The following is a 23,820-nucleotide window of genomic DNA, read 5'->3' as shown; positions in this document are numbered from 1 at the left end:
GCGGCCAGGTCCAGTTCGTTGGCGGCAGTCAGCTCCTCGCGGGCAGCGTCCAGTGCGGACGCAGCGCCTTGCAAGGCACGGTTTTTCTGCGCAGTGCTGGCCCTGCCGATCACTCGGGAGGCTTCGCGGGCAGCGCGACCCAGGCGGGTCATGTAGTCAAGAACGGACTCAGTCATGGTCTCAATGGTCTTGGCAGAGGGGAAAGCGGCCGATTATAGCGGTCCCGCCGTCTCACGCACAGCGGTGACAGGCGGATGGTCGAAATGGACGGCAAATAGTCTCTGTTCAGCCCCGATTAAGCACGAGTTGCTATGATCTGTAACTTTTCTGCCATCTATGACCCCGCTGACGATGCCAACGATGCTCCCTGACGCCTTTTTCGACCGCGACGCCCAGCTTGTCGCGCGCGAACTGCTGGGCAAAGTCATCCGCCATCGGGTCAACGGCCTGTGGCTGAGCGCCCGGATTATCGAAACCGAAGCGTATTACTGCGCCGAAAAAGGCAGCCATGCCTCACTCGGCTACACAGAAAAACGTAAGGCTTTGTTTCTGGATGGCGGGCACATCTACATGTACTACGCCCGCGGCGGCGACTCGCTGAACTTCAGCGCCCAGGGCCCCGGCAACGCCGTGCTGATCAAATCGGCCTACCCGTGGGTCGACGCGCTGTCTGGCCCGGACAGCCTGGCGCAGATGCAACTCAATAATCCTGACGCAAAGGGCCAGCCGCGCCCGGCGCAAAAGCTGTGCGCCGGGCAAACCCTGCTGTGCAAAGCATTGGGCCTGAAAGTGCGCGAATGGGATGCCAAACGTTTCGACCGCGAACGATTGTGGGTTGATGACGTCAGAGAGCGACCGTCACGCATCCTGCAAACCACCCGCCTGGGCATCCCGCACGGTCGTGACGAACATTTGCTGTACCGATTTGTCGACGCCGACTACGCGGCGTACTGCACCCGCAACCCGCTGCGCCGTGGCCAGGTTGAGGGACAGGACTACCTCGTTTTAGAAAACACCACCCTCTTGTAGGAGCGAGCTTGCCTCGCGATCTTTTTTTAAAGATCAAAAGATCGCGAGGCAAGCTCGCTCCTACAGATAACAAAATCTCTACATGCACGGAATAAGGAAGTTTGAACATGGGCCCATGGCTCGATAGCGTTACCAGTTGGCTCACCACCAACCCGCAATGGCTGGGCCTGGCCGTTTTTATCGTGGCGTGCGTGGAATGCCTGGCCATTGCCGGGATCATCGTGCCGGGCACGGTGCTGTTGTTTGCAATCGCAGTGCTGGCCGGTAGCGGCGCCCTGTCGCTGGGCCAGACTCTGCTGCTGGGCTTCCTCGGCGGCTTGCTGGGCGACATGTTGTCTTACGCGCTGGGCAGACGCTTCCATCAAAATATCCGGCGCTTGCCTTTGCTGCGCACCCACCCGGAATGGATGACCGGCGCCGAAAACTACTTTCAGCGCTACGGCATCGTCAGCCTGATCGTTGGCCGTTTCATTGGTCCGCTGCGACCCATGCTGCCGATGGTAGCCGGGATGTGCGACATGCCGCTGCCGCGCTTCATTCTGGTCAGTTTGCTGGCCGGCGCTGGCTGGTCGGTCGCTTACCTGCTGCCAGGCTGGGCGACCGGGGCGGCGATCCGCTTGCCGCTGCCTGAAAACTTCTGGCCACAAGCTGCCATCGTTGCCGTCAGCATCGCCGCCCTGCTGGGCCTGAGCATCCACGCCAACGTCCGCCGCCAACCCAAAGCGACGCTACTGATCGGCACCCTGAGCCTGGCGCTGCTGGTGGCGGTGTTCTTCGGCTACACGCACATGGCCGCGTTCGATCAGGGCATCAGCGCCCTGGTGCAAGAACATCGCAGCAGCACCATGGACATGCTGGCCGTGCTGGTGACGCAGATCGGTAACTTCCGCACGCAACTGCTGGCCGCCGCTCTGGTGTGTGCGCTGCTGTTCTTCAACAAACAATGGCGCGCCTTGATCTTCTTTGGCGGGGTCACGCTGTTTACCGCCATTGCCAACACCGCCACCAAGCACTTCTTCGCGCGCATGCGCCCTGACGTGCTACTCGACCCGCTGACCAGCTACAGCATGCCCAGCGGCCACAGCTCTGGCTCGTTTGCGTTCTTCTTGGCCCTGGCGATTCTGGCGGGCCGTGAAAAACCGCAACGCATGCGCATTACTTGCGTGCTGATCGGCTGCATGCTGGCCATGACCGTGGCCATGTCACGGATTTACCTGGGCGCCCATTGGCCAACTGACATCATGGCGGGCGCGTTCCTGGCCATCACTGTCAACGCCTTCGCCCTGGCCTTGACCCAGCGCTACATGACGCTTACGCCGGTGCCGGTTAAAGTCTGGTGGATGATCTTGCCGTCGTGCGCAGCGCTGTATGGCTTTTTCATGCTCAGCCATTTGTCCAAGGAACTGCTGCGCTACGCCTATTAAGCGAGGCCTTAAAAAATCGCAGCCTTCGTGCCTCGACAGCTCTTATCAAACATAAAATAAGTGATTGATTCTAAAGGCCCTGTAGGAGCGAGCTTGCTCGCGATCTTTTGATCTTTATCTAAGAGCAACCCTCACCCTAGCCCTCTCCCGTAGGAGAGGGAACCGATTGGGGGATGCTGAAGATATTCGGCGGCCTGTTTGCTGCGCGACAGCGCGGCGTCGAAGACGGGGCGGCCACTCCTACAAGAGAGGTGGCTCAGTTAAGCATCTCGCCCTGCATCTCTTCGAGCAGGGCCTGGATCCCGTCGAGGCGCTGCTGCGGGTCGTCCACTTGCAGCAGGTCGAGTTTGTCTTCTTCGGCAAAGGGCAGCAGGTAGGCCAACTGATTGGCCAATGATTGTTGCCCGGTAACCTCAGTGTTCATGTTCAACGCGGCAACCATCGGGTGTTCCGCCAGGGCTTTGAGCAAGGCCAGCAGGTCCTGGTCCTCTTCCTGCAACGGTTGCTCCGGGATCTCGTCCAGCCATTGCACGTCGGCCATCAGCAGGTTGTCACGCTGCAACTCGGTGTTCAGCACCTCAAAACGCCGCCCCCCCTCGACGCGGATCCCCAGCAGGCCGTTTTCCTGCTTCTGGAAATCACTCACCCGCGCTTCACAACCAATCCCGGCGATATCGGGCTCGATGTCGCCGGTTTCGCTGCCCTCCAGAATGCACACCACGCCAAAACCGCTGCCTTGCTTCATGCAGCGGGCAATCATGTCCAGGTAACGGGCTTCAAACACTTGTAGATCCAGCACGCAGCCCGGGAAAAGGACGGTGCTCAAGGGGAACAATGGCAGCTTCATACAACCCTCCTTACACCACGAGGGTCACGGCCAGCGGCAGAAAGACCGCCGTGCCTACGCCCATTAGACTCATTGCCAACGCCGCAAAAGCACCCGCCTCTTCGCCTTCGTGCAACGCCACTGAAGTGCCCACCGCATGGGCCGTCATGCCCAGCGCCATGCCACGGGCTTCAGGGCTGTGCACCTTAAGTAGGTTCAACAGGGGTGGGCCGAAAATGGCCCCGATCACCCCGGTGATCAACACAAACACCGCCGCCAGCGCCGCCACACCGCCAATCTGTTCGGCCACCAGCATGGCAATCGGCGAGGTCACGGATTTAGGCGCCAGGGTCATCAGCACCATGTGCTCGGCACCAAACCACCACGCCAACAGCACCACCAACCCGGTTGCAAACACACCGCCTATGACCAGCGTAGTAAAAATAGGCCAGAACAGCTGGCGGATTCGCCGCAGGTTCAGGAACAGCGGCACCGCCAGCGCGACCGTGGCCGGGCCCAGCAAGATGCTGAGGATGTCGGTGCTTTTACGGTATTCGTCATAGGTCAGCCCGCAACTGACCAGCACCCCGATTACCAGCAGCATGCTGGCCAGCACCGGTTGCAGAAAGATCCAGCGGGTTTTCTCGTACCCGGCGAGGACCAGTTGATAAGCCCCAAGGGTAATGCCGATGCCAAACAACGGGTGATGGATCACCGACTGCAAGGCACTCTGCCATTCAACAGTCATGGTCGCTCCTCACGGTTGGCGTGAGGCTTGAGCAAGCGCTGCATCAGCACGCCAACGAACGCCATGGAGATCAACAACGACAACACCAACGCCCCGGCGATGGCCCAAAAATCAGCTGCAATATCGGCGGCATAGACCATCACGCCTACCGCAGGCGGCACCAACAGTAAGGGCAAGTAACGCAAAAGACCTTTGGCCGCTTCGTTCAGGGGCTCGCTGACCTGGCCGCACACCAGCAAATACACCAGTAACAGCAACAGACCAATAATCGGGCCGGGCAGTACCGGAATGAACAAGTGGTTGAGGGCGGTGCCCAGCAATTGAAACAGCACCAGCCACGTCAGGCCGCGTAACAACATGTCATCTCTCCAGCGTTCTTTTTTCGCGCAACATTATAAGCACGTCCCGACACAGCTCACCGAAGCGGATCACTTTCTGCTACCAGCTGTACTGAAAAACACAATATCTGCGCATGTTTCATCTGCCCCTATAGACAGCTTTTTTTGCTTCGGCATACTCGGCAGCCTAACTATCCGGATCCCGCTATGCGCCCACTTGCCCCCCTTGCTTTGACCCTGCTATTGACGGCCTGCGGCGATGGCGAATCGCTATTGCCGCCTGACGCACGCCTGCCTGATGGCGGCCGTTACCGGGGCGAAGTGGTCAATGGGTTGCTGCAAGGCCAGGGCCGTATCGACTACCCAAACGGCAGTTGGTACGCAGGCCAGTTCAAAAATGGCCAATGGCACGGCCAGGGCGAGTGGCACGGCAGCAACGGCGAGGTCTATATCGGCCATTTCGAGCAGGGCCTGTTCAATGGCCAAGGCAGCCTGACCACCCACAACAGCAGTTATGTGGGGGGCTTCAAGAACGGCCGTCGCGAAGGCGAAGGCACGCTCAAAGAAGGCAGCATGAGCTATCGCGGTGAGTTCCATGATGACGAGTTCTCCGGGCTCGGCCATCTGGAACTGGACGACGGCAGCCAATACGAGGGGCAATTTGCCAACGGCAAGCCCAACGGCGAAGGCAAGCGCAGCGACTCAACCGGCAATGAATTCAGCGGGCACTTCGTCAACGGTCAGCTCGAAGGCAACGGTACGTTCAACAGCGCTGACGGCGACCAGTACGCCGGCGGGTTCAAAAATAACCAGTTAAACGGCAAAGGCCGCTATGAAAACGCCGACGGCGACGTCTGGATCGGTGACTTCAAAGACGGCGCGCTGACCGGCAAAGGCGAACTGATCGGCGTCGATGGCAGCCACTATCGCGGCCAGTTCAGCGAGTGGCGCTTCAATGGCCCCGGCCATTTGAGCATGACCGATGGCAGCACCTACATCGGCGACTTTGCCGCCGACACCTATCAGGGCAACGGCACGCTGACCGCCAGTGACGGCACGGTCGAAAGCGGTTTCTGGATCAATGGCCAGCGGGTTCGCGATGCCCAGGGCGGCCTGCTGCCCGATACCCTGGAACTGGGCCTGCTCAACCAGGGCCAATTGCTGAACCAGGCACTGCAAGCGGTCCCGGCCTCAACACCGGCCATTGAGCTGTACAGCCTGGTGGTCGCGGGCGACGGCAAACAAAGCGTTTTCATGCGCGAAGCCGACTACGTGACGGACATGCTCGCCAGCCGTTTCGGCAGCCGCGGCCACATCACCCTGGTCAACCATCGTGACCATCTGATGGACCGCCCCATGGCCACCCGTGAAAACCTGCACCGCGCGGCCAAAACCCTGGCCGAGCGCACCGGGCCGGAAGATCTGGTGTTTATCTACCTGACCAGCCACGGCACCCAGGACCATGAACTGGTACTCGATCAGCCGCGTCTGGAGCTGGCAGACCTGCCCGCCGATGAACTCGCCGCAGCGCTGAAGCCGTTGAAAAACCGCGACAAGGTCATTGTGATTTCATCGTGCTATTCGGGCGGCTTTATCCCCGCGCTCAAAGATGAAAGAACCCTGATCATGACTGCCTCGCGCACCGACCGCGTGTCATTTGGCTGCTCTGAAGAAGCCGACTTCACCTACTTCGGCAACGCCTTGTTTGCACAAGCACTGAACCAGACAGATGACCTGCAAAAAGCCTTCAAGCTGGCTAAAGAGGCCATTGCTGAACGTGAGCAAACTGACGGCTACGAGGCGTCCGAGCCGCAAATGTGGGCGCCAAAAGGCGTGCTGAATCACTGGCAACGCCTGCGCCAGCAACAAGCCAAACGCGCTTTGCAATAAATCAGTTGAACAGCAAGCCCTCAAAGAAGGACTAAGCTGAATGTATCAAGGGAGAACTCGCATGTACTTGACGCCTCAGCACATTCTGCTCGCAGGAGCCACCGGCCTGACCGGCGAGCTTCTGCTCGACCGCCTGCTCAACGAACCTACCATCAAGCGCGTACTGGCCCCCTCGCGCAAACCATTGGCGGCTCACCCGCACCTGGAAAACCCCGTGGGTGACCCGGCCGTATTCTTGCCGCAACTGAGCGGCCCGGTAGAGGTGGCCTTCTGCTGCCTGGGCACCACCATCAAACAGGCAGGCTCAGAAGAAGCATTCCGCGCCGTGGATCACGACATGGTCGTGGCCTTTGCCAAACGCGCCCTGGAAATGGGGGCAAAACACCTGATCGTCATCAGCGCAATCGGCGCCGATCCAAAATCCTCAGTGTTCTACAACCGGGTCAAAGGCGAGATGGAGCAATCGTTGCGCGCTCAAAATTGGCCGCAATTGACCATCGCCCGCCCGTCATTGCTGATTGGCGAGCGCCAGGAAGAACGCCCCGTAGAAAAAATTGCCGGCACGCTGTCCAAGCTGATTCCGGGCAAGTACCACGGCATCGAAGCCTGTGAACTGGCTCGAGCGTTATGGCGACTGGCGCTGGAAGAGCAAAAAGGTGTGCGGGTGGTTGAATCGGATGAGTTGCGCAAGCTGGGTAAATAACCGCTGTGCGCATCACCATGAGGCTGGCATAGCGGATTTGCCAGCCTCATACCTGTTTCTATCGTGTTCAACTAACCTTGCGTCGACCTTTTTCAATATTGGTCTCAATGCAGTTTCTAACCAAACGGCTATTATCAAACCAGTCAACATTAATAATATTGCTTTTCATCTGATAGGGACTGCTGGCTGCATACCAACTGTCAAGTTCCCCCGCTAAATTGGTAGGTCCTATAACACTGTATCCAGTCGCCGACATGGACCATAAACCATGAGAAGGCGGTGATTCCATCACCCGATCAATAAAGCGACCGAGATCATCAGCAGACACCAGATTTTGACCTATCCATTGATGCTCTATTTTTGGCCATGCCCAGTCCTTGGCATTGAACTCTGAAGTGGCTGCAATAATAATTTTTCGCCCTGGGTAACTTTTCGACAGTTGAGCCAGTGTCAAATTCAACGCCGAGCAGGGTAATAACTTGTCCTTGAAGCGATTTTGAATATAAGCCGCTAACTCTTCATAGGGCACAGGTACCGAATGAGCCGGACTGATCTCATGGAAGTCGACAATAATGAATTCTTCAGGGTTGCGCTCAAGAAACGCCTCAATGGCCATCAAGGTTTCATGCAAATGACGCCCGGAGTTAATATCATGCCTATGCGCATACTTTTCTCCATGCCATCCCAATGTCCCCGCATAGTAGGCCAAGCGAATATCCAGCACACGAATGCCATTATCCATCTGATAACGAAACGAATCGTACTGACACGTTCGCCACATATCGGAAATACGCGCTTTTCTATCCATTCCGCTATTGTGCGCCCCCGGAAAACTCAACTCTTTCAAGGTCAAATTTTTAATAGATTCAAAACTATCTGCCATCCAACTGCTTAACTTTATATCGCTCAATGCAACTGTCACATTCATATCCTTATCAGTAAGTGCTCCTCATCCTGAGAAACAGCAAAAGCACCGACGCACTGACTGTGTACCGGCTTGCCAATTAAACGTTAGCCCATGATAAAAAAAGACCCGCCATATATATATTAAAAAATATATCGGTTATAGCCGCGCAAAAAAACAATATATTAAAGCCCGCCCGTTGCACTCACCCCAACGCCTAAAACGGTCAGCACCGACAACGGTAGCAACACTGTGTCCAGTACAGCGCTGGCGGGCAGGTCCAGCCCTGGATAGCGCGGCGCCTGAGCGCCAAAACGATCCTGCGCACAGCACCCGCCTTGCAGTGCATACCAGTCCAACCGCGTACCGGAATAGACAATCGGCGCTCCCGGCTTGGCAGCGTCCAGCGTACGAACGCTGGCGCAGCCGCCGATCTGGATAAGCACCCATAGGGCCAGCAGAGCCTTAGTCACTACTGCCCAGATGGTGCTCGCCCCAACGCGGGAGCATGTCTTGCGGGATATTAAGCAGATTCAGAATGCGCGCGACCATGAAGTCCACCAGGTCATCAATGGTCTGCGGCTGGTGATAGAAGCCAGGGGATGCGGGCAATATCACGGCCCCCATGTTCGACAGCTTGAGCATGTTTTCCAGGTGGATACTGGAATACGGCGCCTCACGCGGCACCAGAATCAATTGGCGACGCTCTTTAAGTGTCACGTCCGCGGCCCGCTCAATCAGGTTGTTGCAAGCGCCTGTGGCAATCGCTGACAACGTACCCGTCGAACACGGCACCACCACCATGGCCGCCGGTGCTCCAGACCCGGACGCCACCGGCGACATCCAGTCTTCCTTGCCGTAAACGCGGATCTGCCCTGCGGCAGCGCCCGTGTATTCGGTCAGAAAGGTCTGCATGGCTTGTGGCTTGGGTGGCAAGTTAACGTCCGTTTCAGTCGCCATCACCAATTGCGCGGCCTTGGAGATCAGAAAGTGCACCTCGCGATCTTCGCGCACCAGGCAGTCGAGTAGCCGCAACGCGTAGGGCATGCCCGACGCGCCGGTCACGGCCAGGGTAATGCGTTCCGGGCCGCTCATTGCAGCGCTTCCGCCAGCTTGCCATGCAGGCCGCCGAAGCCGCCGTTGCTCATGATCACCACGTGGGTGCCCGGTTTGGCCTGGGCTTTCACATCGGCAATGATCGCCTCCAGCGAATCACACACCCGCGTCGGTACCGAGCTTGAAGCCACGGTCGCGGCCAGGTCCCAACCGAGGTTAGGCGGTGCGTACCAGACCACGTGATCGGCCTGGGTCACGCTGCCCGGCAAGCCGTCACGGTGGGCACCGAGCTTCATGGAGTTGGAGCGCGGCTCAATCACGGCGATCAACGGCGCATCGCCGATGCGTTTACGCAGGCCGTCCAGCGTGGTGGCAATCGCCGTCGGGTGATGCGCAAAGTCGTCATAAATAGTGATGCCCTGCACCTCAGCGACTTTTTCCATACGGCGCTTCACGCTTTTAAAGGCGCTCAAACCGTCGATCGCCAAACTCGGCACCACGCCCACATGGCGCGCGGCGGCCAGGGTTGCCAGGGCGTTGGCGACGTTGTGCTGGCCGGTCATGTCCCATTCAACGATGCCTTGGGCAACGCCTTCAAACAGCACCTCAAAGCGCGAGCCGTCTTCACTCAGCAATTTGGCTTGCCATTGACCGCCTTCGCCGGTGGTTTGCACCGGGGTCCAGCAGCCCATCTCGATCACTCGCTGCAAGGCAGGCTCGGTGGTCGGGTGGATGACCAGGCCTTCACCGGGGATGGTGCGCACCAAGTGATGGAATTGCCGCTCAATCGCTGGCAAGTCCGGGAAGATGTCAGCGTGATCGAACTCAAGGTTATTGAGGATCGCGGTGCGCGGGCGGTAGTGAACAAATTTTGAGCGCTTGTCGAAGAATGCGCTGTCGTATTCATCGGCCTCCACCACGAAGAACGGCGTATCGCCCAGACGGGCCGACACGGCAAAGTTCTGCGGCACCCCGCCGATCAAGAAGCCCGGCGCCATGCCCGCGTGTTCAAGCACCCAGGCCAGCATGCTGCTGGTAGTGGTTTTGCCGTGCGTACCGGCCACGGCCAGCACCCAGCGCCCTTGCAGCACGTGATCGGCCAGCCATTGCGGGCCAGACACATACGGCAGGCCTTTATTAAGTACGTACTCAACCGCCGGGTTGCCCCGTGACAGCGCGTTGCCGATGACCACCAGGTCCGGCGCCGGATCGAGCTGTTGCGGGTCGTAGCCTTGAGTCAATTCAATGCCTTGAGCTTGCAGCTGGGTGCTCATCGGCGGATAGACGTTAGCGTCGGAACCGGTAACGTGATGGCCCAGTTCTTTGGCTAATACCGCCAGCGAACCCATGAAAGTGCCGCAAATACCAAGAATATGAATGTGCATAGTCGACCTCGTAAATCATCGGCGAAGGGTAGGTTTTTAAGTAGCAAGCGGCAAGCCTCAAGCGACAAGAAAAAGCCAGAGCGGTCGAGGTGCCCGCTCTGGCTTGGCTCTGCACTGCTTTTGCTTGCGGCTTAAAGCTTGCCGCTTGCCGCTGCTTTAATCCCATGCCGGCGCAGCTTTCTGTATAGCGTATTGCGGCTGACACCCAACTGCGCGGCGGTTTGGGTCATGTGCCAGCGCTGTTGTTCCAGCGCAGCCAGCAAGGCGAGTTTTTCGGCGTCTTCCAGCGGGTTGTCAGAGCAAGGTGGCAGCGGTTTAAGCGGCCCCTGACGAATCGCCACGGGCAAGTCGCCAAACTCGATAACCTCGCCTTCACACAACGCCGCCAAGGTGCGCAGTACATTGCGCAGTTGGCGCACGTTGCCCGGCCATTGAAAGTGCAGCAACGCCTGACGAGCCGCCGGGCTAATCGTCAGCCGCTGCCCGCCCGCTTCCTGGGCCAGCAAAAAGTCCAGCAATTGGGATTTGTCGGTGCGCTCACGCAATGCCGGCAAGCCTACTTCCAGGCCATTGAGGCGGTAGTACAAGTCTTCGCGAAAGCTGCCGTCGGCCACTCGCTCCAGCAAGTTGCGGTGGGTCGCGCTGACAATTCGCACGTCTACCGTCTGCGGCTCGCCGCCAATCGGCACCACCACCCGGTCCTCCAGCACCCTTAACAGACGGGTTTGCAGCACCAGCGGCATGTCGCCAATTTCGTCCAGAAACAGCGTTCCGCCATCGGCCTGCTGCAATTTGCCCTGCATGCCTTCTTTGCGTGCCCCGGTAAAGCTGCCACCGCGATAACCAAACAGCTCGCTTTCGATCAAGCTCTCGGGGATCGACGCGCAGTTCAGCGCCACAAACGGCTTGCTGGCCCTCAGGCTGGCCTGGTGCACAGCCTTGGCAAAGGCCTCTTTACCTGAGCCGGTTTCGCCGTTGATCAACAACGGCACATCACGTTCAAACACCCGCAGTGCCCGGCGAAAATCACTTTGCAGGGCTTCATCACCCAAGCAAATCCCGCCCGGCGGCACCCGCTCCGGCGCAGGCGCTGGCGCCACCAACACCGGTATTGCGCGAGGCTGGCCACGCAGGGCGGCAAACAAGAGGCGACCATCGCGGCTGCGCAGCGGCCAACTGGCCGTGGCCTGCACACTGGCGCGGGCGAACAGTTCATCCGCGCTGCAATCGAAAATGCTGTCCACCGCTTGCCCGAGCAAACCGCTGCGGGTCTGCCCCAACAAATTCAGGCCACTTTGATTGACGCCACAGATCACGCCATCGCCGTCAAACGCCAGCATGCCTTCACTGAACAGGCCCACCGATTCGGCCTGTAAATGAAAGCGCAGCAACCACTGGTGTTCGTATTGGCGCAGGAAGTAACTGCTTTCGATGGTCTTGGCCGAGAGGTTCACCAGCGCCATGGTGTGGAACTGGCTCTGGCGCGAGGCTTCATGGCGCGCCGAAGACACGTCCAGCACCGCCAGCAATTCGCCATGCGGATCAAACACCGGGCTGGCCGAACACGTCAGGCCGGTATGACGACCACGAAAATGCTCGTCCTGATAAATGCTCAGGGCCTGGCGCTCTACCAGACAGGTGCCGATGCCGTTGGTGCCTTCACGGGCTTCACTCCAGTCGGCCCCCAGCCACAAACCTGCATGCTCAAAGACTTTGCGCTCCGTGGGCGCGGTGATGCAGTTGAGGATGACCCCGCGGGCATCGGTCAACAGCACCGCATGGCCAGCGCCCGATAACTGCTGATGCAGGCTGTTCATTTCGTGCCCGGCGATTTGCAGCACCTGCTGCAGACGCTCGCGTCCCTCAAGGATGCGGCTGTGTTCGAGCACCGTCGGGGCGATGTTTTGAGCGGGATCGAGGTGGTAGTCCTCCAGGCAACGCTGCCAGGAGCGAATGATAGAAGGGTCACACCCTTGGGGGCGGCCCTGAATGACATTGATGACTTGTCGGGCGTGCCGATTTAAATCGGTACTGTGCATTTTTATTGTTCTCCGCTCTGTCACGACGACCCCACCGCGCAAAAAACCAGCCTGTGCGACGCATGGGACTCAGTCCAAACCGAACAGCCAGCATCCTCTTGCGCTCGATGCATTGCAATCTCGAACTGACCCGTCGGTCACTTGTTGTGCCATTTTTGACACAACCTGTCACCCACGCTGTACCAGCCTTGTCACACTCGCCCTGCTTCAGCCCACCCCTGAAAACCTGCAAGCCCCGGCTTACAAGGGCTTGCGCTATTTGGCCCAGCCTTTGCTCCGGTATGGGGCAGCGCCACAGCGCGTCCTCCCATAAGCACAATAAAGCCAAGGAGACACTCCATGCGTTACGCACAACCCGGTACTGAAGGCTCGGTCATCACATTCAAGGGCCGCTACGGTAACTACATCGGCGGCGAATTCGTGGCACCGGTCAAAGGCCAGTACTTCACCAACACCTCGCCGGTTAACGGCAAGCCCATCGCTGAATTCCCCCGTTCCACTGCCGAAGACATCGAAAAAGCCCTGGATGCCGCCCACGCCGCAGCCGATGCCTGGGGCGCGACTTCCGTGCAGGCGCGCTCGCTGGTGCTGCTGAAAATCGCTGACCGCATTGAGCAAAACCTCGAACTGCTGGCCGTGACTGAAACCTGGGACAACGGCAAAGCCGTGCGTGAAACCCTGAACGCCGACGTGCCGCTGGCGGCCGACCACTTCCGCTACTACGCCGGGTGCATTCGTGCACAAGAAGGCAGCGCGGCAGAGATTGATGGCAACACCGTGGCTTATCACATCCACGAGCCGCTGGGCGTGGTCGGGCAGATCATTCCGTGGAACTTCCCGTTGCTGATGGCCGCCTGGAAACTCGCCCCGGCATTGGCCGCCGGTAACTGCATCGTGCTCAAACCGGCCGAGCAAACCCCGCTGAGCATCACCGTGCTGATGGAACTGATCGGCGACCTGCTGCCACCGGGCGTGCTTAACGTGGTGCAAGGTTTCGGCAAGGAAGCGGGCGAAGCGCTGGCCACCAGCAAACGCATCGCCAAAATCGCCTTCACCGGCTCGACGCCGGTGGGTTCGCACATCATGAAATGCGCGGCAGAGAACATCATTCCGTCGACCGTCGAGCTGGGCGGCAAATCGCCGAACATCTTCTTCGCCGACATCATGCAGGCCGAGCCGACCTTTATTGAAAAGGCCGCAGAAGGGCTGGTGCTGGCGTTCTTCAACCAGGGCGAAGTGTGTACCTGCCCGTCACGCGCACTGATTCAGGAGTCGATCTACGACGACTTTATGAAAGTGGTGATGAAGAAAGTCGAGTCGATCAAACGTGGCGACCCGCTGGACACCGACACCATGGTCGGCGCCCAGGCGTCCGAGCAGCAATTCGACAAGATCCTGTCCTACCTTGAAATCGCCAAAAACGAAGGTGCAGAACTGCTGACCGGCGGCCAGGTGGCCAAGCTCGAAGGCGATCTGTCGACCGGCTATTACATCCAGCCGACCCTGCTCAAGGGCACCAACAAAATGCGCGTGTTCCAGGAAGAAATCTTTGGTCCGGTGGTCAGCATCACCACCTTCAAGGATGAAGCCGAAGCACTGGCAATTGCCAACGACACCGAGTTCGGTCTGGGCGCCGGCTTGTGGACCCGCGACATCAACCGCGCCTACCGCGTGGGCCGTGCGATCAAAGCGGGCCGCGTGTGGACCAACTGCTACCACCTGTACCCGGCGCACGCCGCGTTCGGTGGCTACAAAAAGTCCGGTGTTGGCCGTGAAACCCACAAAATGATGCTCGACCATTATCAGCAGACCAAAAACCTGCTGGTGAGCTACGACATCAACCCGCTGGGCTTCTTCTAACCGCCCTACCACTTTGTGGGAGCGGGCTTGCTCGCGATACAGACGGCTCTGTCTATCAGACTGATACGAGTCGCTTCCATCGCGAGCAAGCCCGCTCCCACAGAGGTACCTGACGCTCTAAAACGGGCCTGTGGCCCGGCTCTTGCTTTGTTCCCTGTCAAATTTTCCAAACTATAAAAGAACAGGTGATCTGAAATGCCTAGCGAACCCAATGCGGCTCCTGCAGCAAACTCCTCTGTCGATTTTGAAAAAGTCGGCTCCGAATACTTTCAACAACGTGAACTGAAAAAAGGCGCTGCCGGCTGGGTCCTGCTGGTGGGCCTGGGCGTGGCGTACGTGATCTCCGGCGACTACGCCGGGTGGAACTTCGGCCTGGCTCAAGGCGGCTGGGGCGGGATGTTTATCGCCACCCTGCTGATGGCCACCATGTACTTGTGCATGTGCTTCTCGCTGGCCGAGCTGTCATCGATGATCCCCACCGCAGGCGGCGGCTACGGCTTTGCCCGCAGCGCTTTCGGACCGTGGGGCGGGTTTCTGACCGGCACCGCCATCCTCATTGAATACGCCATCGCCCCCGCCGCCATTGCGGTGTTTATCGGGGCGTATTGCGAGTCGCTGTTCGGCATCGGCGGCTGGATGATTTACCTGGCCTTCTACATCATCTTTATCGGCATCCACATCTTCGGCGTCGGTGAAGCGCTCAAGCTGATGTTCATCATCACCGCCGTGGCCGCCATTGCTTTGGGCGTGTTTCTGGTCGCGATGGTGCCGCACTTCAGTGTCGCCAACCTGCTGGACATCCCCGTCACCCAAGCCAAGGGCGCCAGTTCGTTCCTGCCATTTGGTTATGTCGGCGTGTGGGCGGCGATCCCCTATGCGATCTGGTTTTTCCTCGCGGTCGAAGGCGTGCCGCTGGCCGCCGAAGAAACCAAAAACCCCAAGCGCGACCTGCCCCGCGGCCTGATTGGCGCGATGCTGGTGCTCGCGACCTTTGCCCTGTTGATCCTGTTCATCGGCCCGGGCGGCGCTGGCGCCCACCACTTGATGACCTCGGGCAACCCACTGGTTGAGGCACTGAGCAAAGCCTATGGCGGCTCAACCTGGATGGGCAGCTTCGTCAACCTGGTCGGCCTGGCAGGTTTGATCGCCAGCTTCTTCTCGATCATTTACGCCTACTCGCGTCAGATCTTCGCCCTGTCCCGTGCAGGCTACTTGCCACGCAAGCTGTCTGAAACCAACAAGAGCAAAGCCCCGGTATTGGCGCTGATCATCCCCGGCATTATCGGCTTTGGCCTGTCCCTGACCGGTCAGGGTGACTTGCTGATTCTGGTGGCGGTGTTTGGCGCGACCATTTCGTACGTGCTGATGATGGCTGCGCACATTACCTTGCGCATTCGTCGCCCCAAAATGGAGCGTCCTTATCGCACGCCGGGCGGTATTGTCACTTCAGGCACCGCTTTGGTGCTGGCCTGCGTGGCCGTGGTCGCCGGGTTCCTGGTGGATCCGCGCGTAGTGATTGGCGCTGCGGTGATCTATGGCGTATTAATTGCCTACTTTGCTTTTTACAGTCGACACCATTTGGTGGCCGGTACGCCGGAAGAGGAATTCGCAGCCATCCAACAGGCTGAGCAATCCTTGCACTAGTCGCTGAGAAACCCGCCAGGCGCACCGCGTCTGGCGTTAAGGAGCACCTTGTATGGCAACTTTTTCTCACGCGGTGGGGACACAGACCTACCGTTTTGACAGCCTCAAAGACGTCATGGCCAAAGCCAGCCCGGCCCGTTCCGGGGACTTTCTGGCCGGTGTTGCCGCGACCAATGATGGCGAACGCGTCGCGGCGCAAATGGCATTGGCTGACATCCCGCTCTCGTACTTCTTGCAAGAAGTGCTGATCCCTTACGAGTCCGACGAAGTCACCCGGCTGATCATCGACAGCCATGATCGACAGGCTTTTGCCACGGTCAGCCATTTGACCGTGGGCGGCTTTCGTGACTGGCTGCTCAGTGACGCCGCCGACGAACACACGCTGCGCGCATTGGCCTCTGGGCTCACACCGGAAATGGTCGCGGCCGTGTCGAAGATCATGCGCGTGCAGGATTTGATTCTGGTGGCGCAGAAGATCCGCGTCGTCACCCGGTTTCGCGGCACCATGGGCTTGCGCGGGCGCCTGTCGACCCGCCTGCAACCCAACCACCCTACCGACGACCCGGCCGGTATTGCCGCGAGCATTCTCGACGGTCTGCTGTACGGCAATGGCGATGCGATGATCGGCATCAACCCGGCCACCGACAGCATCGCCTCGATCTGCGACCTGCTGAACATGCTCGACGCGATCATCCAGCGCTATGACATCCCGACCCAGTCCTGTGTGCTGACCCACGTCACCACCTCCATTGAGGCAATCAACCGTGGCGTGCCGCTGGACCTGGTGTTTCAGTCGATTGCCGGCACCGAAGCGGCCAACGCCAGCTTCGGGATTAATCTGAATGTGCTGCAAGAAGGTTACGAAGCAGGTTTGAGCCTCAATCGCGGCACGTTGGGCAACAACTTGATGTACTTCGAGACCGGGCAAGGCAGCGCGCTGTCGGCCAACGCGCACTTCGGCGTTGACCAGCAAACCTGCGAAACCCGCGCCTACGCCGTGGCCCGGCACTTCAAGCCCTTTTTGGTCAACACCGTGGTCGGTTTTATCGGCCCCGAGTACTTGTACAACGGCAAACAGATCATCCGCGCCGGGCTCGAAGACCACTTTTGCGGCAAGTTGCTCGGCGTGCCGATGGGCTGTGATATTTGCTACACCAACCACGCCGAAGCCGATCAGGACGACATGGACAACCTGCTGACGCTGCTGGGCGTGGCCGGGATCAACTTCATCATGGGCATTCCGGGATCGGACGACATCATGCTCAACTATCAGACCACGTCCTTTCATGACGCACTCTATGCCCGAAAAACCTTGGGGTTAAAGCCTGCACCCGAGTTCGAACACTGGCTGAGCCAGATCGGAATTTTCACCCAGAACGATGGCCGGATTGAATTTGGTCATCAATTGCCGCCTGCGTTCCGTCAGGCGCTGGCACATTTGGGAGGGCGCTGAGCATGACCACAGACACCCTTAACCCGTGGCTCGAACTGCGCCGCCTGACCCCGGCACGCATTGCGCTGGGGCGCACCGGCACGAGCATGCCGACCCAGGCGCAACTGGACTTTCAATTTGCTCACGCCCAGGCGCGGGACGCGGTGCATTTGCCGTTTGATCATGCCGGGCTGAGCAGCCAATTTGCTGAACTGGGGCGTGACAGCCTGCTGGTGCACAGCGCTGCCAGTGATCGCCACAGCTACCTGCAACGGCCTGACCTGGGGCGCAAACTCAATGACGCCTCGGCGCAACAGTTGCGCGACTACGCACAGGCCAACACAGGCGGTTTCGACGTTGTCGTAGTAGTAGCCGACGGGTTGTCCGCGTTGGCGGTTCATCGTCACACCGTGCCTTTTTTAACGCGCATGCAAGAGCACTTCAGCACTGAAGGCTGGAGCCTGTCGCCGGTGGTGCTGGTAGAACAAGGCCGGGTCGCGGTGTCTGACGAGATTGGCGAACTGCTGGGCGCCAAGATGGTGGTGATGCTGATTGGTGAACGCCCGGGGCTCAGCTCGCCGGACAGCCTCGGGCTGTACTTCACCTATGGGCCGAAAGTGGGTTTGACCGACGCGTACCGCAACTGCATCTCCAACGTCAGGCTCGAAGGCTTGAGTTACGGCATGGCCGCTCATCGGCTGGCGTACCTGATGCGCGAGGCCTGTCGGCGGCAGTTGTCGGGGGTCAACTTGAAGGACGAAGCCCAGGTACAGACCCTGGACGTGGCCGCGCCCAACGAAAACTTCCTGCTAAAAGACGCGTAATCACGCGCAAAACCCTGTGTAGGAGCGAGCTTGCCTCGCGATCTTTTGATCTTTCAAAAACAAAAGATCGCGAGGCAAGCTCGCTCCTGCACGTTTGGTCAAGCACAACTAATACATGCTTCGCTACAAACTCAAGCAGCACAATTTGTCTCAATCCGTATAATCCCCCGGAACCAGAATGTACGAAAAAACTACATTCGTTGTAGTTAACTACCTACTCCCCCGCACAGACCTGCTGAGCCGGGTCATCAAGACAGGTGCCTTACATGGATTTCAACCCTATCGACATTATCCTGCACCTCGATGTGTACCTGGACATGCTGGTAAGAAACTACGGTGTATGGATTTACGCCATCCTGTTTCTGGTGATCTTTTGTGAAACCGGGCTGGTGGTCATGCCATTTTTGCCGGGTGATTCGTTGCTGTTTATCGCCGGCGCCGTTGCCGCGGGCGGTGGCATGGACCCGGTATTGCTGGGCGCACTGTTAATGCTGGCGGCGATTCTGGGTGACAGTACCAACTACGTCATCGGACGAACGGCCGGGGAACGCTTATTCAGTAACCCCGACTCGAAGATCTTCCGTCGCGACTACCTGCAAAAAACCCACGACTTCTATGAGCGTCATGGCGGCAAAACCGTGACCATGGCGCGCTTCCTGCCGATCTTCCGCACCTTCGCGCCGTTCGTGGCCGGTGTGGCCCGCATGTTCTACCCGCGCTTCTTCATGTTCAGCGTGTTCGGCACCATCCTGTGGGTCGGCGGCCTGGTCACCCTGGGTTACTTCTTCGGTAACGTACCGTTCATCAAAACCAACCTGTCGTTGCTGGTGGTGGGCATTATCGTGCTGTCGTTGGTGCCAATGATTATTGGTGTAGTACGCAGCCGTTTCGGACGCAGCCCTTCCAAAGCCTGATCGGAGAACGGCAATGTGGTCGCTGAGTGAATGGAGACGCCAGCGGATTCTGGCGCAGCACCCGGTGGCGGAGGACGTCTGGCATGACGTGCGCCAACACCTGAGTATTCTTGACGGGCTGGACGACGCGCAGGACAAATGGCTGCGCGAAAGCAGCGTGTTGTTCCTCAAGCAAAAACACCTGACGCCCATGCCCGGCGTCGAGCTGACCGAAGAAGGCGAGCTGCTGCTCGCCGCCCAGGCGCAACTGCCGTTGCTCAATCTGGGCGATCTGGACTGGTATCAGGGCTTTCATGAAATCGTCCTGTACCCCGATGACTTCGTCAGCCCCCAGCGCCACCGCGATTCCAGCGGCGTAGAACACGTGTGGGAAGGCCATCACAGCGGTGAAGCCTGGCAGCACGGTGCGGTGATTCTGGCTTGGCCGGGCGTACTGGCCAGTGGTCACTGGGAAGGTTACAACCTGGTCATTCACGAGCTGGCGCACAAGCTGGACATGCTCAACGGCGCCGCCAACGGCATGCCGCCGCTGCACAGCAACATGCAAGTGACTGACTGGACGAAGGACATGCAGCAAGCCTTCGACCACCTCAACCACTATCTGGACCACCACAACCCGGACCACGCGCCCATAGACCCGTACGCCGCTGAAAACCCGGCCGAATTTTTTGCCGTCACCAGCGAGTACTTCTTTAGCGCACCCGACCTGCTGCACCATGTCTATCCGCTGGTGTATAAGCAGCTCAGCCTGTTTTACCGGCAAGACACCCTGGCCCGGTTACGCAGGCTACAGAGTGAACACCCGGATTACCGTGCACATCACTGATACCGCCAGACGTGACGTGGTTGCAGGAATACGCCTATAATCGCCGCCACTTTTTGGCCACATCGGCCAAGTAAACTGGCCTACACACGGGGGCACCGCCCAATGAGCTACAGCAAGATTCCGGCTGGCAAAGACCTGCCGAATGACATCTACGTCGCCATCGAGATTCCGGCTAACCACGCGCCGATCAAATATGAAATCGACAAAGACAGCGATTGCCTGTTCGTTGACCGCTTCATGGCGACCCCGATGTTCTACCCGGCCAACTACGGCTTCATCCCGAACACCCTGGCTGACGACGGTGACCCCCTCGACGTGCTGGTAGTAACCCCTTACCCGGTTGCTCCAGGTTCGGTTATCCGCGCGCGTCCAGTCGGCATTCTGCACATGACTGACGACGGCGGCGGCGATGCCAAAGTAGTAGCTGTGCCTCACGACAAGCTGTCCCAGCTGTACGTTGACGTGAAAGAGTACACCGACCTGCCACCGCTGCTGATCCAGCAGATCCAGCACTTCTTCGAGAACTACAAAGACCTCGAAAAAGGCAAGTGGGTAAAAATCGAAGGTTGGGGCGACGCAGAAGCTGCCCGCGCCGAGATCACCAAATCGGTTGCTGCCTACAAAGGCTAAGTGCACACCGGCAGGCGTTTTCAGCCCGCCCGACGCACTCAAAAAACCCCGGCTTGCCGGGGTTTTTTATTGCCTTCTAAACACCCGCAACACAGCCCGTTCATCGGTTTTGCACGAGAACCGACATACTGTAAGAAATCTCCTTTTAGCTCAGGGAAATGTCTCTTTTTCACCGTTTTTTTTGAACGTTTAGTTTATTTAAACAGTGCTGTCTTCTCCGTAAACTCCGCATTCATGAATACATCCGGTGATCGCCTCAGAACCCTCCTGCGGGAGTGTCATTTATCCGCTTCGGACTTCGCCGCCAATCGCCGCGTTACGCCGCAGCACGTCAACAACTGGTTCAAGCGTGGTATACCCATGGCCCGACTGGACGAAATCGCCGAACTGTTGTGCGTTAACAGCCGTTGGCTGCGCACGGGTGAAGGCACCAAACATCCAGGAGCCCCCAGCATTAGTCCTACGGCACGCAACACCGCGCCCAAACAACCCGTGAGCACTCACCCCTACACCGTCTCAACCACCCCCCATGACATCGACGTCCCGTTCTACAACGAAGTGTTAAATGCCAGCGGCTCAAGCCAAACCCATGTGGCCCAGATCATGGACTGTCAAATCCGCCTGAGCGCGGCCATCCTGCAGGCCATGGACGTCGGCCACGACCAGGCCATCTGCGCGCCCATGCTCGGCAACAGCATGGCGCCACGTATAGAAGACGGCTCCACCCTGGCCATCGACAGCAGCCTGACCCACATCGTGGACGGCGAAATCTACGCCATTGAGCATGACGGCATGCTGCGCATCAAATACGTCTACCGCCAGCCCAGCAATGGTTTACGCCTACGCAGCCACAACCACGAAGAATTCCCGGACGAACTCTACGGTGCGGCGCAGATACAAGAACAACGCATACGCATATTGGGCTGGGTATTCTGGTGGTCCACCCTCAATAAACGTCGCCCGCCAGTGCCGTGCAAACTGTTGGAATAGAGCCTTGGCGCGCGAACCAGCGAAGCCACAAGAGGAATTTGTGCTGGGAAATGCAACCGATTCCCAGTATGCTTCGCCCCACTCGCGCAACCCCTTGCTCAGGCAGGCCGGATTGCAGGGGCCGCCGCAAAAAGCGGCCATGCCCCACACCAGCCCAACGCGCTGGTCGCCCCGATTTGAAGGCGAGTACGGTTTGCCAAAAACAAACCAAACCCGCCCCCGAGAAGCCGGCCACAAGCCGGCTTTTTAATGTCTGAAATAAAAAGCTGCTACGGCCCAAAACTGTAGGAGCGAGCTTGCCTCGCGATCTTTTGACTTGCCTTTTCGCCCCCCAAATCCTTCCCTAATCCCCCCCCACTCATTACCCTGTACGCAGCCCCCCACTTGATTCAGCCGGAATTGATTTGATGGAAAGTACACACCCGACCATTGCCAAGGAGCGTTTGCTGGAGAGTGCCCGGCGGTTGTTTTGCCGTGAGGGCATTCATGCCACGGGCGTTTCTCGTCTGCTCAGTGAGGCCAAGGTCGCGCGGCGTACGTTGTATGAGAGTTATGGCTCGAAGGAGAATCTGCTGCGCGCGGTGTTCGATCGCGAGGCGGCGATGTGGTTTGGCTGGTTTGATCATTCGCTGCCCCAGCACACGGATGATCCGGAGCAGCGCCTGATTTTTCTGTTTGATCTGCTGGAGGCGTGGTTCGCCAGCGGGCGCTTTTTCGGCTGCCTGTTCACCAATGCGGTGGCAGAACACGATAAGTCTTCGAGTTGGGTACGGGACTTGGCCCAGGAGCATTTTGATCGGGTGCATGCCCGCATCGAGGCGCTGGCCGTGGCCTCTGGCCTGCGTGATCCGGCGTGGATGGCGCAGCAGATTGCGCTGTTGATCGACGGTGCCATCGCCACCGCGATGGTCACGCGCAATGCGCAGAGTGCGCAGGTGGCGCGCTCGATTTTGTTGATCCTGCTGCGCGAGGCGAAAGCCGTCTAGACCGAGCCTCTCGGCCTCACTTATTCCATACAGAACTAAGCTAAGGCTAAAAAATTAGTTCTGCTTATATTGCAGATCTCACATACTTCGCACGCCTGCCGAGAACGATCGGTCTACCTGTTTTGGGATGCGTGTGATGCGAGATTTTTTCCAGCGGTTGTTCTCCACTTCTGACGCCCGAGCGACGTCCGCACTCCAGCCCAATCTGAGCCGCCGCTCGTTCATGTGTGCCTGTGGCTGCGGCATGCTGGCCTTGAGCAGTGTGGGCACCGCGCTGCTGGCCGCAGCCAGTAAGGTCGAAGCTGCCACCGGCGGGCCGCTGTTGCGCGTCGGGCACATGCCCGCGGGCTGTGTCTCGCATTTGCTGCTGGCGAAATTGCGCGGTGACTTCGCTGCGGCAGGCATTCAGGTCGAATTGACCCAGTTCAACAGCCCGAGCGATGCGTTGCAGGCGTTGCTGGCCGGGCGTCTGGACTTGATGCACGGCCCCTGGACCATGACCGCAGCCGCCTATGCCAAAGGCACGCAAGACCTGCGCATCATCGGCGGCTCCGGGCAAGGCGGGATCGAGCTGGTGGCACGCAACGGCTCGGTGGCCAGCCTTGACGAATTTATTGACGCTGCAGGCAGCGGTTTGCGCGTCGGCACGCTGCGTCTGGACACCCTGGAACTGGTGGGTTACGGCTCGATGGCGCGCCACGGCAAGTCCTATAACGATTACCAAATGACCTTTTTCCCAAGCATGGCCGGCATGGGCGAAGCCATCGCCAACGGCCGTCTGGACGTCTGCACCCTGGCCCAGCCGTATGCACAGAACGTGGTCAGCACCACCGGCGCGCGCTATTTGAGCGACTCCAATGCGGTGTGGGGCCCGGAAGCCGCCGACTGCGTGATCACCACCCAAGTGCGGACCAGCGAAGAACAAGGGCCGCTGCTCACGCGTTATCTGGAGCTGCTGCAAGCCTCGGCGAATGCGATGAAAGCCGATTTCGACGGCGCTGTGCAGCAGTTGCAGCCGGTGTACGGGGTGTCCAATGACGTGCTCAAAGTGGCCCTGGCGCGCCAGTCGCCCAACCCGGTCATCAGCCCGGTGGGCGTGGCGGGCCTCAAGCGCGGCGCGGGGTATCTGGTCGAGCTGGGCTACTTCACCGATAACCCGATCGACGCGGTACTCGACCTGCGCCATCAACCGGCTGCTCAGGTGACGGGATGAGCGAAAGCATTTTGACCCTCAACCCGCCGGTCGAGGCGCGGCGCCCGTCGCGGTATCTGCACGCGCTGCGTGACACCCTGTGGTTTCTCCTGGCCTGGGCGCTGTTGATCGGTGCGTGGGAGTTGGCCGTGCAGGTCGGCTGGCTGGACGGCCAACTCC

The 23,820-nt window shown here is 59.0% G+C and carries 22 protein-coding genes and 1 pseudogene; 14 read left to right on the top strand and 9 right to left on the bottom strand.

Annotated elements, in window-relative coordinates; translation table 11 throughout:
* Positions 1-176: pseudogene (locus GHO41_RS22510) on the bottom strand (gamma-glutamyl-phosphate reductase); the annotation flags it as partial.
* Between the two features lie 160 nt (positions 177-336).
* On the opposite strand from GHO41_RS22510, the gene GHO41_RS22505 reads away from it, so the two are divergent.
* Both GHO41_RS22505 and GHO41_RS22500 read left to right on the top strand, forming a co-directional pair.
* Positions 337-1,029, top strand: a complete 693-nt coding sequence (locus tag GHO41_RS22505; protein ID WP_153434706.1) for a DNA-3-methyladenine glycosylase — start codon at positions 337-339, stop codon at positions 1,027-1,029.
* Positions 1,030-1,136: 107 nt separating this feature from the next.
* Positions 1,137-2,453 (top strand): bifunctional DedA family/phosphatase PAP2 family protein, encoded by a 1,317-nt coding sequence (locus GHO41_RS22500; protein ID WP_048367656.1) that lies wholly within the window; start codon positions 1,137-1,139, stop codon positions 2,451-2,453.
* A gap of 256 nt (positions 2,454-2,709) precedes the next feature.
* Here the strand turns inward: GHO41_RS22500 and GHO41_RS22495 are convergent, their stop codons facing one another.
* Genes GHO41_RS22495 through GHO41_RS22485 form a run of 3 tightly spaced genes read right to left on the bottom strand, consistent with a single transcriptional unit; the run spans position 2,710 to position 4,386 of the window.
* The gene (locus tag GHO41_RS22495) at positions 2,710-3,300 is read right to left on the bottom strand and encodes an LON peptidase substrate-binding domain-containing protein (RefSeq protein WP_123751706.1); all 591 of its coding nucleotides are present in this window, start codon (positions 3,298-3,300) and stop codon (positions 2,710-2,712) included.
* Between the two features lie 10 nt (positions 3,301-3,310).
* Positions 3,311-4,027: an LrgB family protein gene (locus GHO41_RS22490; protein WP_153374137.1), complete on the bottom strand. Its 717-nt coding sequence runs from the start codon at positions 4,025-4,027 to the stop codon at positions 3,311-3,313.
* On the bottom strand, positions 4,024-4,386 hold the full coding sequence (locus GHO41_RS22485) for a CidA/LrgA family protein (RefSeq protein ID WP_048367660.1): 363 nt from the start codon (positions 4,384-4,386) through the stop codon (positions 4,024-4,026). Before GHO41_RS22485 ends, GHO41_RS22490 begins: the two co-directional genes overlap by 4 nt.
* 186 nt (positions 4,387-4,572) lie before the next feature.
* Here GHO41_RS22485 and GHO41_RS22480 point away from each other — a divergent pair, with 186 nt between their 5' ends.
* A complete protein-coding gene (locus GHO41_RS22480; RefSeq protein ID WP_153434705.1) occupies positions 4,573-6,255 on the top strand; it encodes a C13 family peptidase in 1,683 nt (560 codons plus the stop codon).
* A 61-nt stretch (positions 6,256-6,316) separates the two neighbouring features.
* The gene (locus GHO41_RS22475) at positions 6,317-6,958 is read left to right on the top strand and encodes an oxidoreductase (protein WP_048367662.1); all 642 of its coding nucleotides are present in this window, start codon (positions 6,317-6,319) and stop codon (positions 6,956-6,958) included.
* Positions 6,959-7,025: 67 nt separating this feature from the next.
* Here GHO41_RS22475 and GHO41_RS22470 read toward each other — a convergent pair whose 3' ends face one another.
* The 5 genes from GHO41_RS22470 to GHO41_RS22450 all read right to left on the bottom strand — a co-directional run bounded on the left by GHO41_RS22470 (position 7,026) and on the right by GHO41_RS22450 (position 12,342).
* Positions 7,026-7,880: a hypothetical protein gene (locus tag GHO41_RS22470; protein WP_153434704.1), complete on the bottom strand. Its 855-nt coding sequence runs from the start codon at positions 7,878-7,880 to the stop codon at positions 7,026-7,028.
* A 167-nt stretch (positions 7,881-8,047) separates the two neighbouring features.
* Positions 8,048-8,335 (bottom strand): YceK/YidQ family lipoprotein, encoded by a 288-nt coding sequence (locus GHO41_RS22465; protein ID WP_153392434.1) that lies wholly within the window; start codon positions 8,333-8,335, stop codon positions 8,048-8,050.
* A complete protein-coding gene (ubiX, locus tag GHO41_RS22460; protein ID WP_153434703.1) occupies positions 8,328-8,957 on the bottom strand; it encodes a flavin prenyltransferase UbiX in 630 nt (209 codons plus the stop codon). The genes GHO41_RS22465 and ubiX overlap by 8 nt, the downstream gene beginning before the upstream one ends.
* Positions 8,954-10,303, bottom strand: coding sequence for a UDP-N-acetylmuramate:L-alanyl-gamma-D-glutamyl-meso-diaminopimelate ligase (gene mpl / locus GHO41_RS22455; RefSeq protein WP_048367668.1), 1,350 nt, complete (start codon positions 10,301-10,303; stop codon positions 8,954-8,956). The genes ubiX and mpl overlap by 4 nt, the downstream gene beginning before the upstream one ends.
* Before the next feature lie 131 nt (positions 10,304-10,434).
* Positions 10,435-12,342: a sigma-54-dependent Fis family transcriptional regulator gene (locus tag GHO41_RS22450; RefSeq protein ID WP_153434702.1), complete on the bottom strand. Its 1,908-nt coding sequence runs from the start codon at positions 12,340-12,342 to the stop codon at positions 10,435-10,437.
* A 339-nt stretch (positions 12,343-12,681) separates the two neighbouring features.
* On the opposite strand from GHO41_RS22450, the gene GHO41_RS22445 reads away from it, so the two are divergent.
* From GHO41_RS22445 to GHO41_RS22400, 10 genes are all read left to right on the top strand, one after another.
* A complete protein-coding gene (locus tag GHO41_RS22445; RefSeq protein WP_048367671.1) occupies positions 12,682-14,202 on the top strand; it encodes an aldehyde dehydrogenase family protein in 1,521 nt (506 codons plus the stop codon).
* A 195-nt stretch (positions 14,203-14,397) separates the two neighbouring features.
* Positions 14,398-15,846 carry an ethanolamine permease gene (gene eat, locus GHO41_RS22440; RefSeq protein WP_048367672.1) on the top strand — a complete coding sequence of 483 codons (1,449 nt, stop codon included), beginning with the start codon at positions 14,398-14,400 and terminating at the stop codon, positions 15,844-15,846.
* 52 nt (positions 15,847-15,898) lie between these two features.
* Positions 15,899-17,299, top strand: coding sequence for an ethanolamine ammonia-lyase subunit EutB (locus tag GHO41_RS22435; protein ID WP_153434701.1), 1,401 nt, complete (start codon positions 15,899-15,901; stop codon positions 17,297-17,299).
* Positions 17,300-17,301: 2 nt separating this feature from the next.
* Positions 17,302-18,102 (top strand): ethanolamine ammonia-lyase subunit EutC, encoded by an 801-nt coding sequence (eutC, locus tag GHO41_RS22430; RefSeq protein WP_153434700.1) that lies wholly within the window; start codon positions 17,302-17,304, stop codon positions 18,100-18,102.
* Between the two features lie 266 nt (positions 18,103-18,368).
* The gene (locus GHO41_RS22425; protein ID WP_048367677.1) at positions 18,369-19,016 is read left to right on the top strand and encodes a DedA family protein; all 648 of its coding nucleotides are present in this window, start codon (positions 18,369-18,371) and stop codon (positions 19,014-19,016) included.
* Positions 19,017-19,029: 13 nt separating this feature from the next.
* Positions 19,030-19,842 carry a zinc-dependent peptidase gene (locus GHO41_RS22420; protein ID WP_123751699.1) on the top strand — a complete coding sequence of 271 codons (813 nt, stop codon included), beginning with the start codon at positions 19,030-19,032 and terminating at the stop codon, positions 19,840-19,842.
* Between the two features lie 102 nt (positions 19,843-19,944).
* Positions 19,945-20,472: an inorganic diphosphatase gene (gene ppa, locus GHO41_RS22415; RefSeq protein WP_016779241.1), complete on the top strand. Its 528-nt coding sequence runs from the start codon at positions 19,945-19,947 to the stop codon at positions 20,470-20,472.
* Between the two features lie 234 nt (positions 20,473-20,706).
* Positions 20,707-21,462 carry a helix-turn-helix transcriptional regulator gene (locus GHO41_RS22410; RefSeq protein WP_153434699.1) on the top strand — a complete coding sequence of 252 codons (756 nt, stop codon included), beginning with the start codon at positions 20,707-20,709 and terminating at the stop codon, positions 21,460-21,462.
* 407 nt (positions 21,463-21,869) lie between these two features.
* On the top strand, positions 21,870-22,448 hold the full coding sequence (locus GHO41_RS22405) for a TetR/AcrR family transcriptional regulator (RefSeq protein WP_153434698.1): 579 nt from the start codon (positions 21,870-21,872) through the stop codon (positions 22,446-22,448).
* 136 nt (positions 22,449-22,584) lie between these two features.
* The gene (locus GHO41_RS22400; protein ID WP_178126557.1) at positions 22,585-23,661 is read left to right on the top strand and encodes an ABC transporter substrate-binding protein; all 1,077 of its coding nucleotides are present in this window, start codon (positions 22,585-22,587) and stop codon (positions 23,659-23,661) included.
* Positions 23,662-23,820 lie beyond the last annotated feature (159 nt).

The sequence above is a fragment of the Pseudomonas sp. FSL R10-0399 genome (assembly GCF_009600165.1).
Classification (GTDB): Bacteria; Pseudomonadota; Gammaproteobacteria; order Pseudomonadales; family Pseudomonadaceae; genus Aquipseudomonas; species Aquipseudomonas helleri.
This window is presented reverse-complemented; position numbering and strand designations above follow the sequence as displayed.

Excerpts from the sequence above, each read along its gene's own strand:
- GHO41_RS22505 (WP_153434706.1), top strand. The coding sequence starts at position 337 with ATGACCCCGCTGACGATGCCAACGATGCTCCCTGACGCCTTTTTCGAC.
- GHO41_RS22500 (WP_048367656.1), top strand. The coding sequence starts at position 1,137 with ATGGGCCCATGGCTCGATAGCGTTACCAGTTGGCTCACCACCAACCCG.
- GHO41_RS22495 (WP_123751706.1), bottom strand. The coding sequence starts at position 3,300 with ATGAAGCTGCCATTGTTCCCCTTGAGCACCGTCCTTTTCCCGGGCTGC.
- GHO41_RS22490 (WP_153374137.1), bottom strand. The coding sequence starts at position 4,027 with ATGACTGTTGAATGGCAGAGTGCCTTGCAGTCGGTGATCCATCACCCG.
- GHO41_RS22485 (WP_048367660.1), bottom strand. The coding sequence starts at position 4,386 with ATGTTGTTACGCGGCCTGACGTGGCTGGTGCTGTTTCAATTGCTGGGC.
- GHO41_RS22480 (WP_153434705.1), top strand. The coding sequence starts at position 4,573 with ATGCGCCCACTTGCCCCCCTTGCTTTGACCCTGCTATTGACGGCCTGC.
- GHO41_RS22475 (WP_048367662.1), top strand. The coding sequence starts at position 6,317 with ATGTACTTGACGCCTCAGCACATTCTGCTCGCAGGAGCCACCGGCCTG.
- ubiX (WP_153434703.1), bottom strand. The coding sequence starts at position 8,957 with ATGAGCGGCCCGGAACGCATTACCCTGGCCGTGACCGGCGCGTCGGGC.
- mpl (WP_048367668.1), bottom strand. The coding sequence starts at position 10,303 with ATGCACATTCATATTCTTGGTATTTGCGGCACTTTCATGGGTTCGCTG.
- GHO41_RS22450 (WP_153434702.1), bottom strand. The coding sequence starts at position 12,342 with ATGCACAGTACCGATTTAAATCGGCACGCCCGACAAGTCATCAATGTC.
- GHO41_RS22445 (WP_048367671.1), top strand. The coding sequence starts at position 12,682 with ATGCGTTACGCACAACCCGGTACTGAAGGCTCGGTCATCACATTCAAG.
- eat (WP_048367672.1), top strand. The coding sequence starts at position 14,398 with ATGCCTAGCGAACCCAATGCGGCTCCTGCAGCAAACTCCTCTGTCGAT.
- GHO41_RS22435 (WP_153434701.1), top strand. The coding sequence starts at position 15,899 with ATGGCAACTTTTTCTCACGCGGTGGGGACACAGACCTACCGTTTTGAC.
- eutC (WP_153434700.1), top strand. The coding sequence starts at position 17,302 with ATGACCACAGACACCCTTAACCCGTGGCTCGAACTGCGCCGCCTGACC.
- GHO41_RS22425 (WP_048367677.1), top strand. The coding sequence starts at position 18,369 with ATGGATTTCAACCCTATCGACATTATCCTGCACCTCGATGTGTACCTG.
- GHO41_RS22420 (WP_123751699.1), top strand. The coding sequence starts at position 19,030 with ATGTGGTCGCTGAGTGAATGGAGACGCCAGCGGATTCTGGCGCAGCAC.
- ppa (WP_016779241.1), top strand. The coding sequence starts at position 19,945 with ATGAGCTACAGCAAGATTCCGGCTGGCAAAGACCTGCCGAATGACATC.
- GHO41_RS22410 (WP_153434699.1), top strand. The coding sequence starts at position 20,707 with ATGAATACATCCGGTGATCGCCTCAGAACCCTCCTGCGGGAGTGTCAT.
- GHO41_RS22405 (WP_153434698.1), top strand. The coding sequence starts at position 21,870 with ATGGAAAGTACACACCCGACCATTGCCAAGGAGCGTTTGCTGGAGAGT.
- GHO41_RS22400 (WP_178126557.1), top strand. The coding sequence starts at position 22,585 with ATGCGAGATTTTTTCCAGCGGTTGTTCTCCACTTCTGACGCCCGAGCG.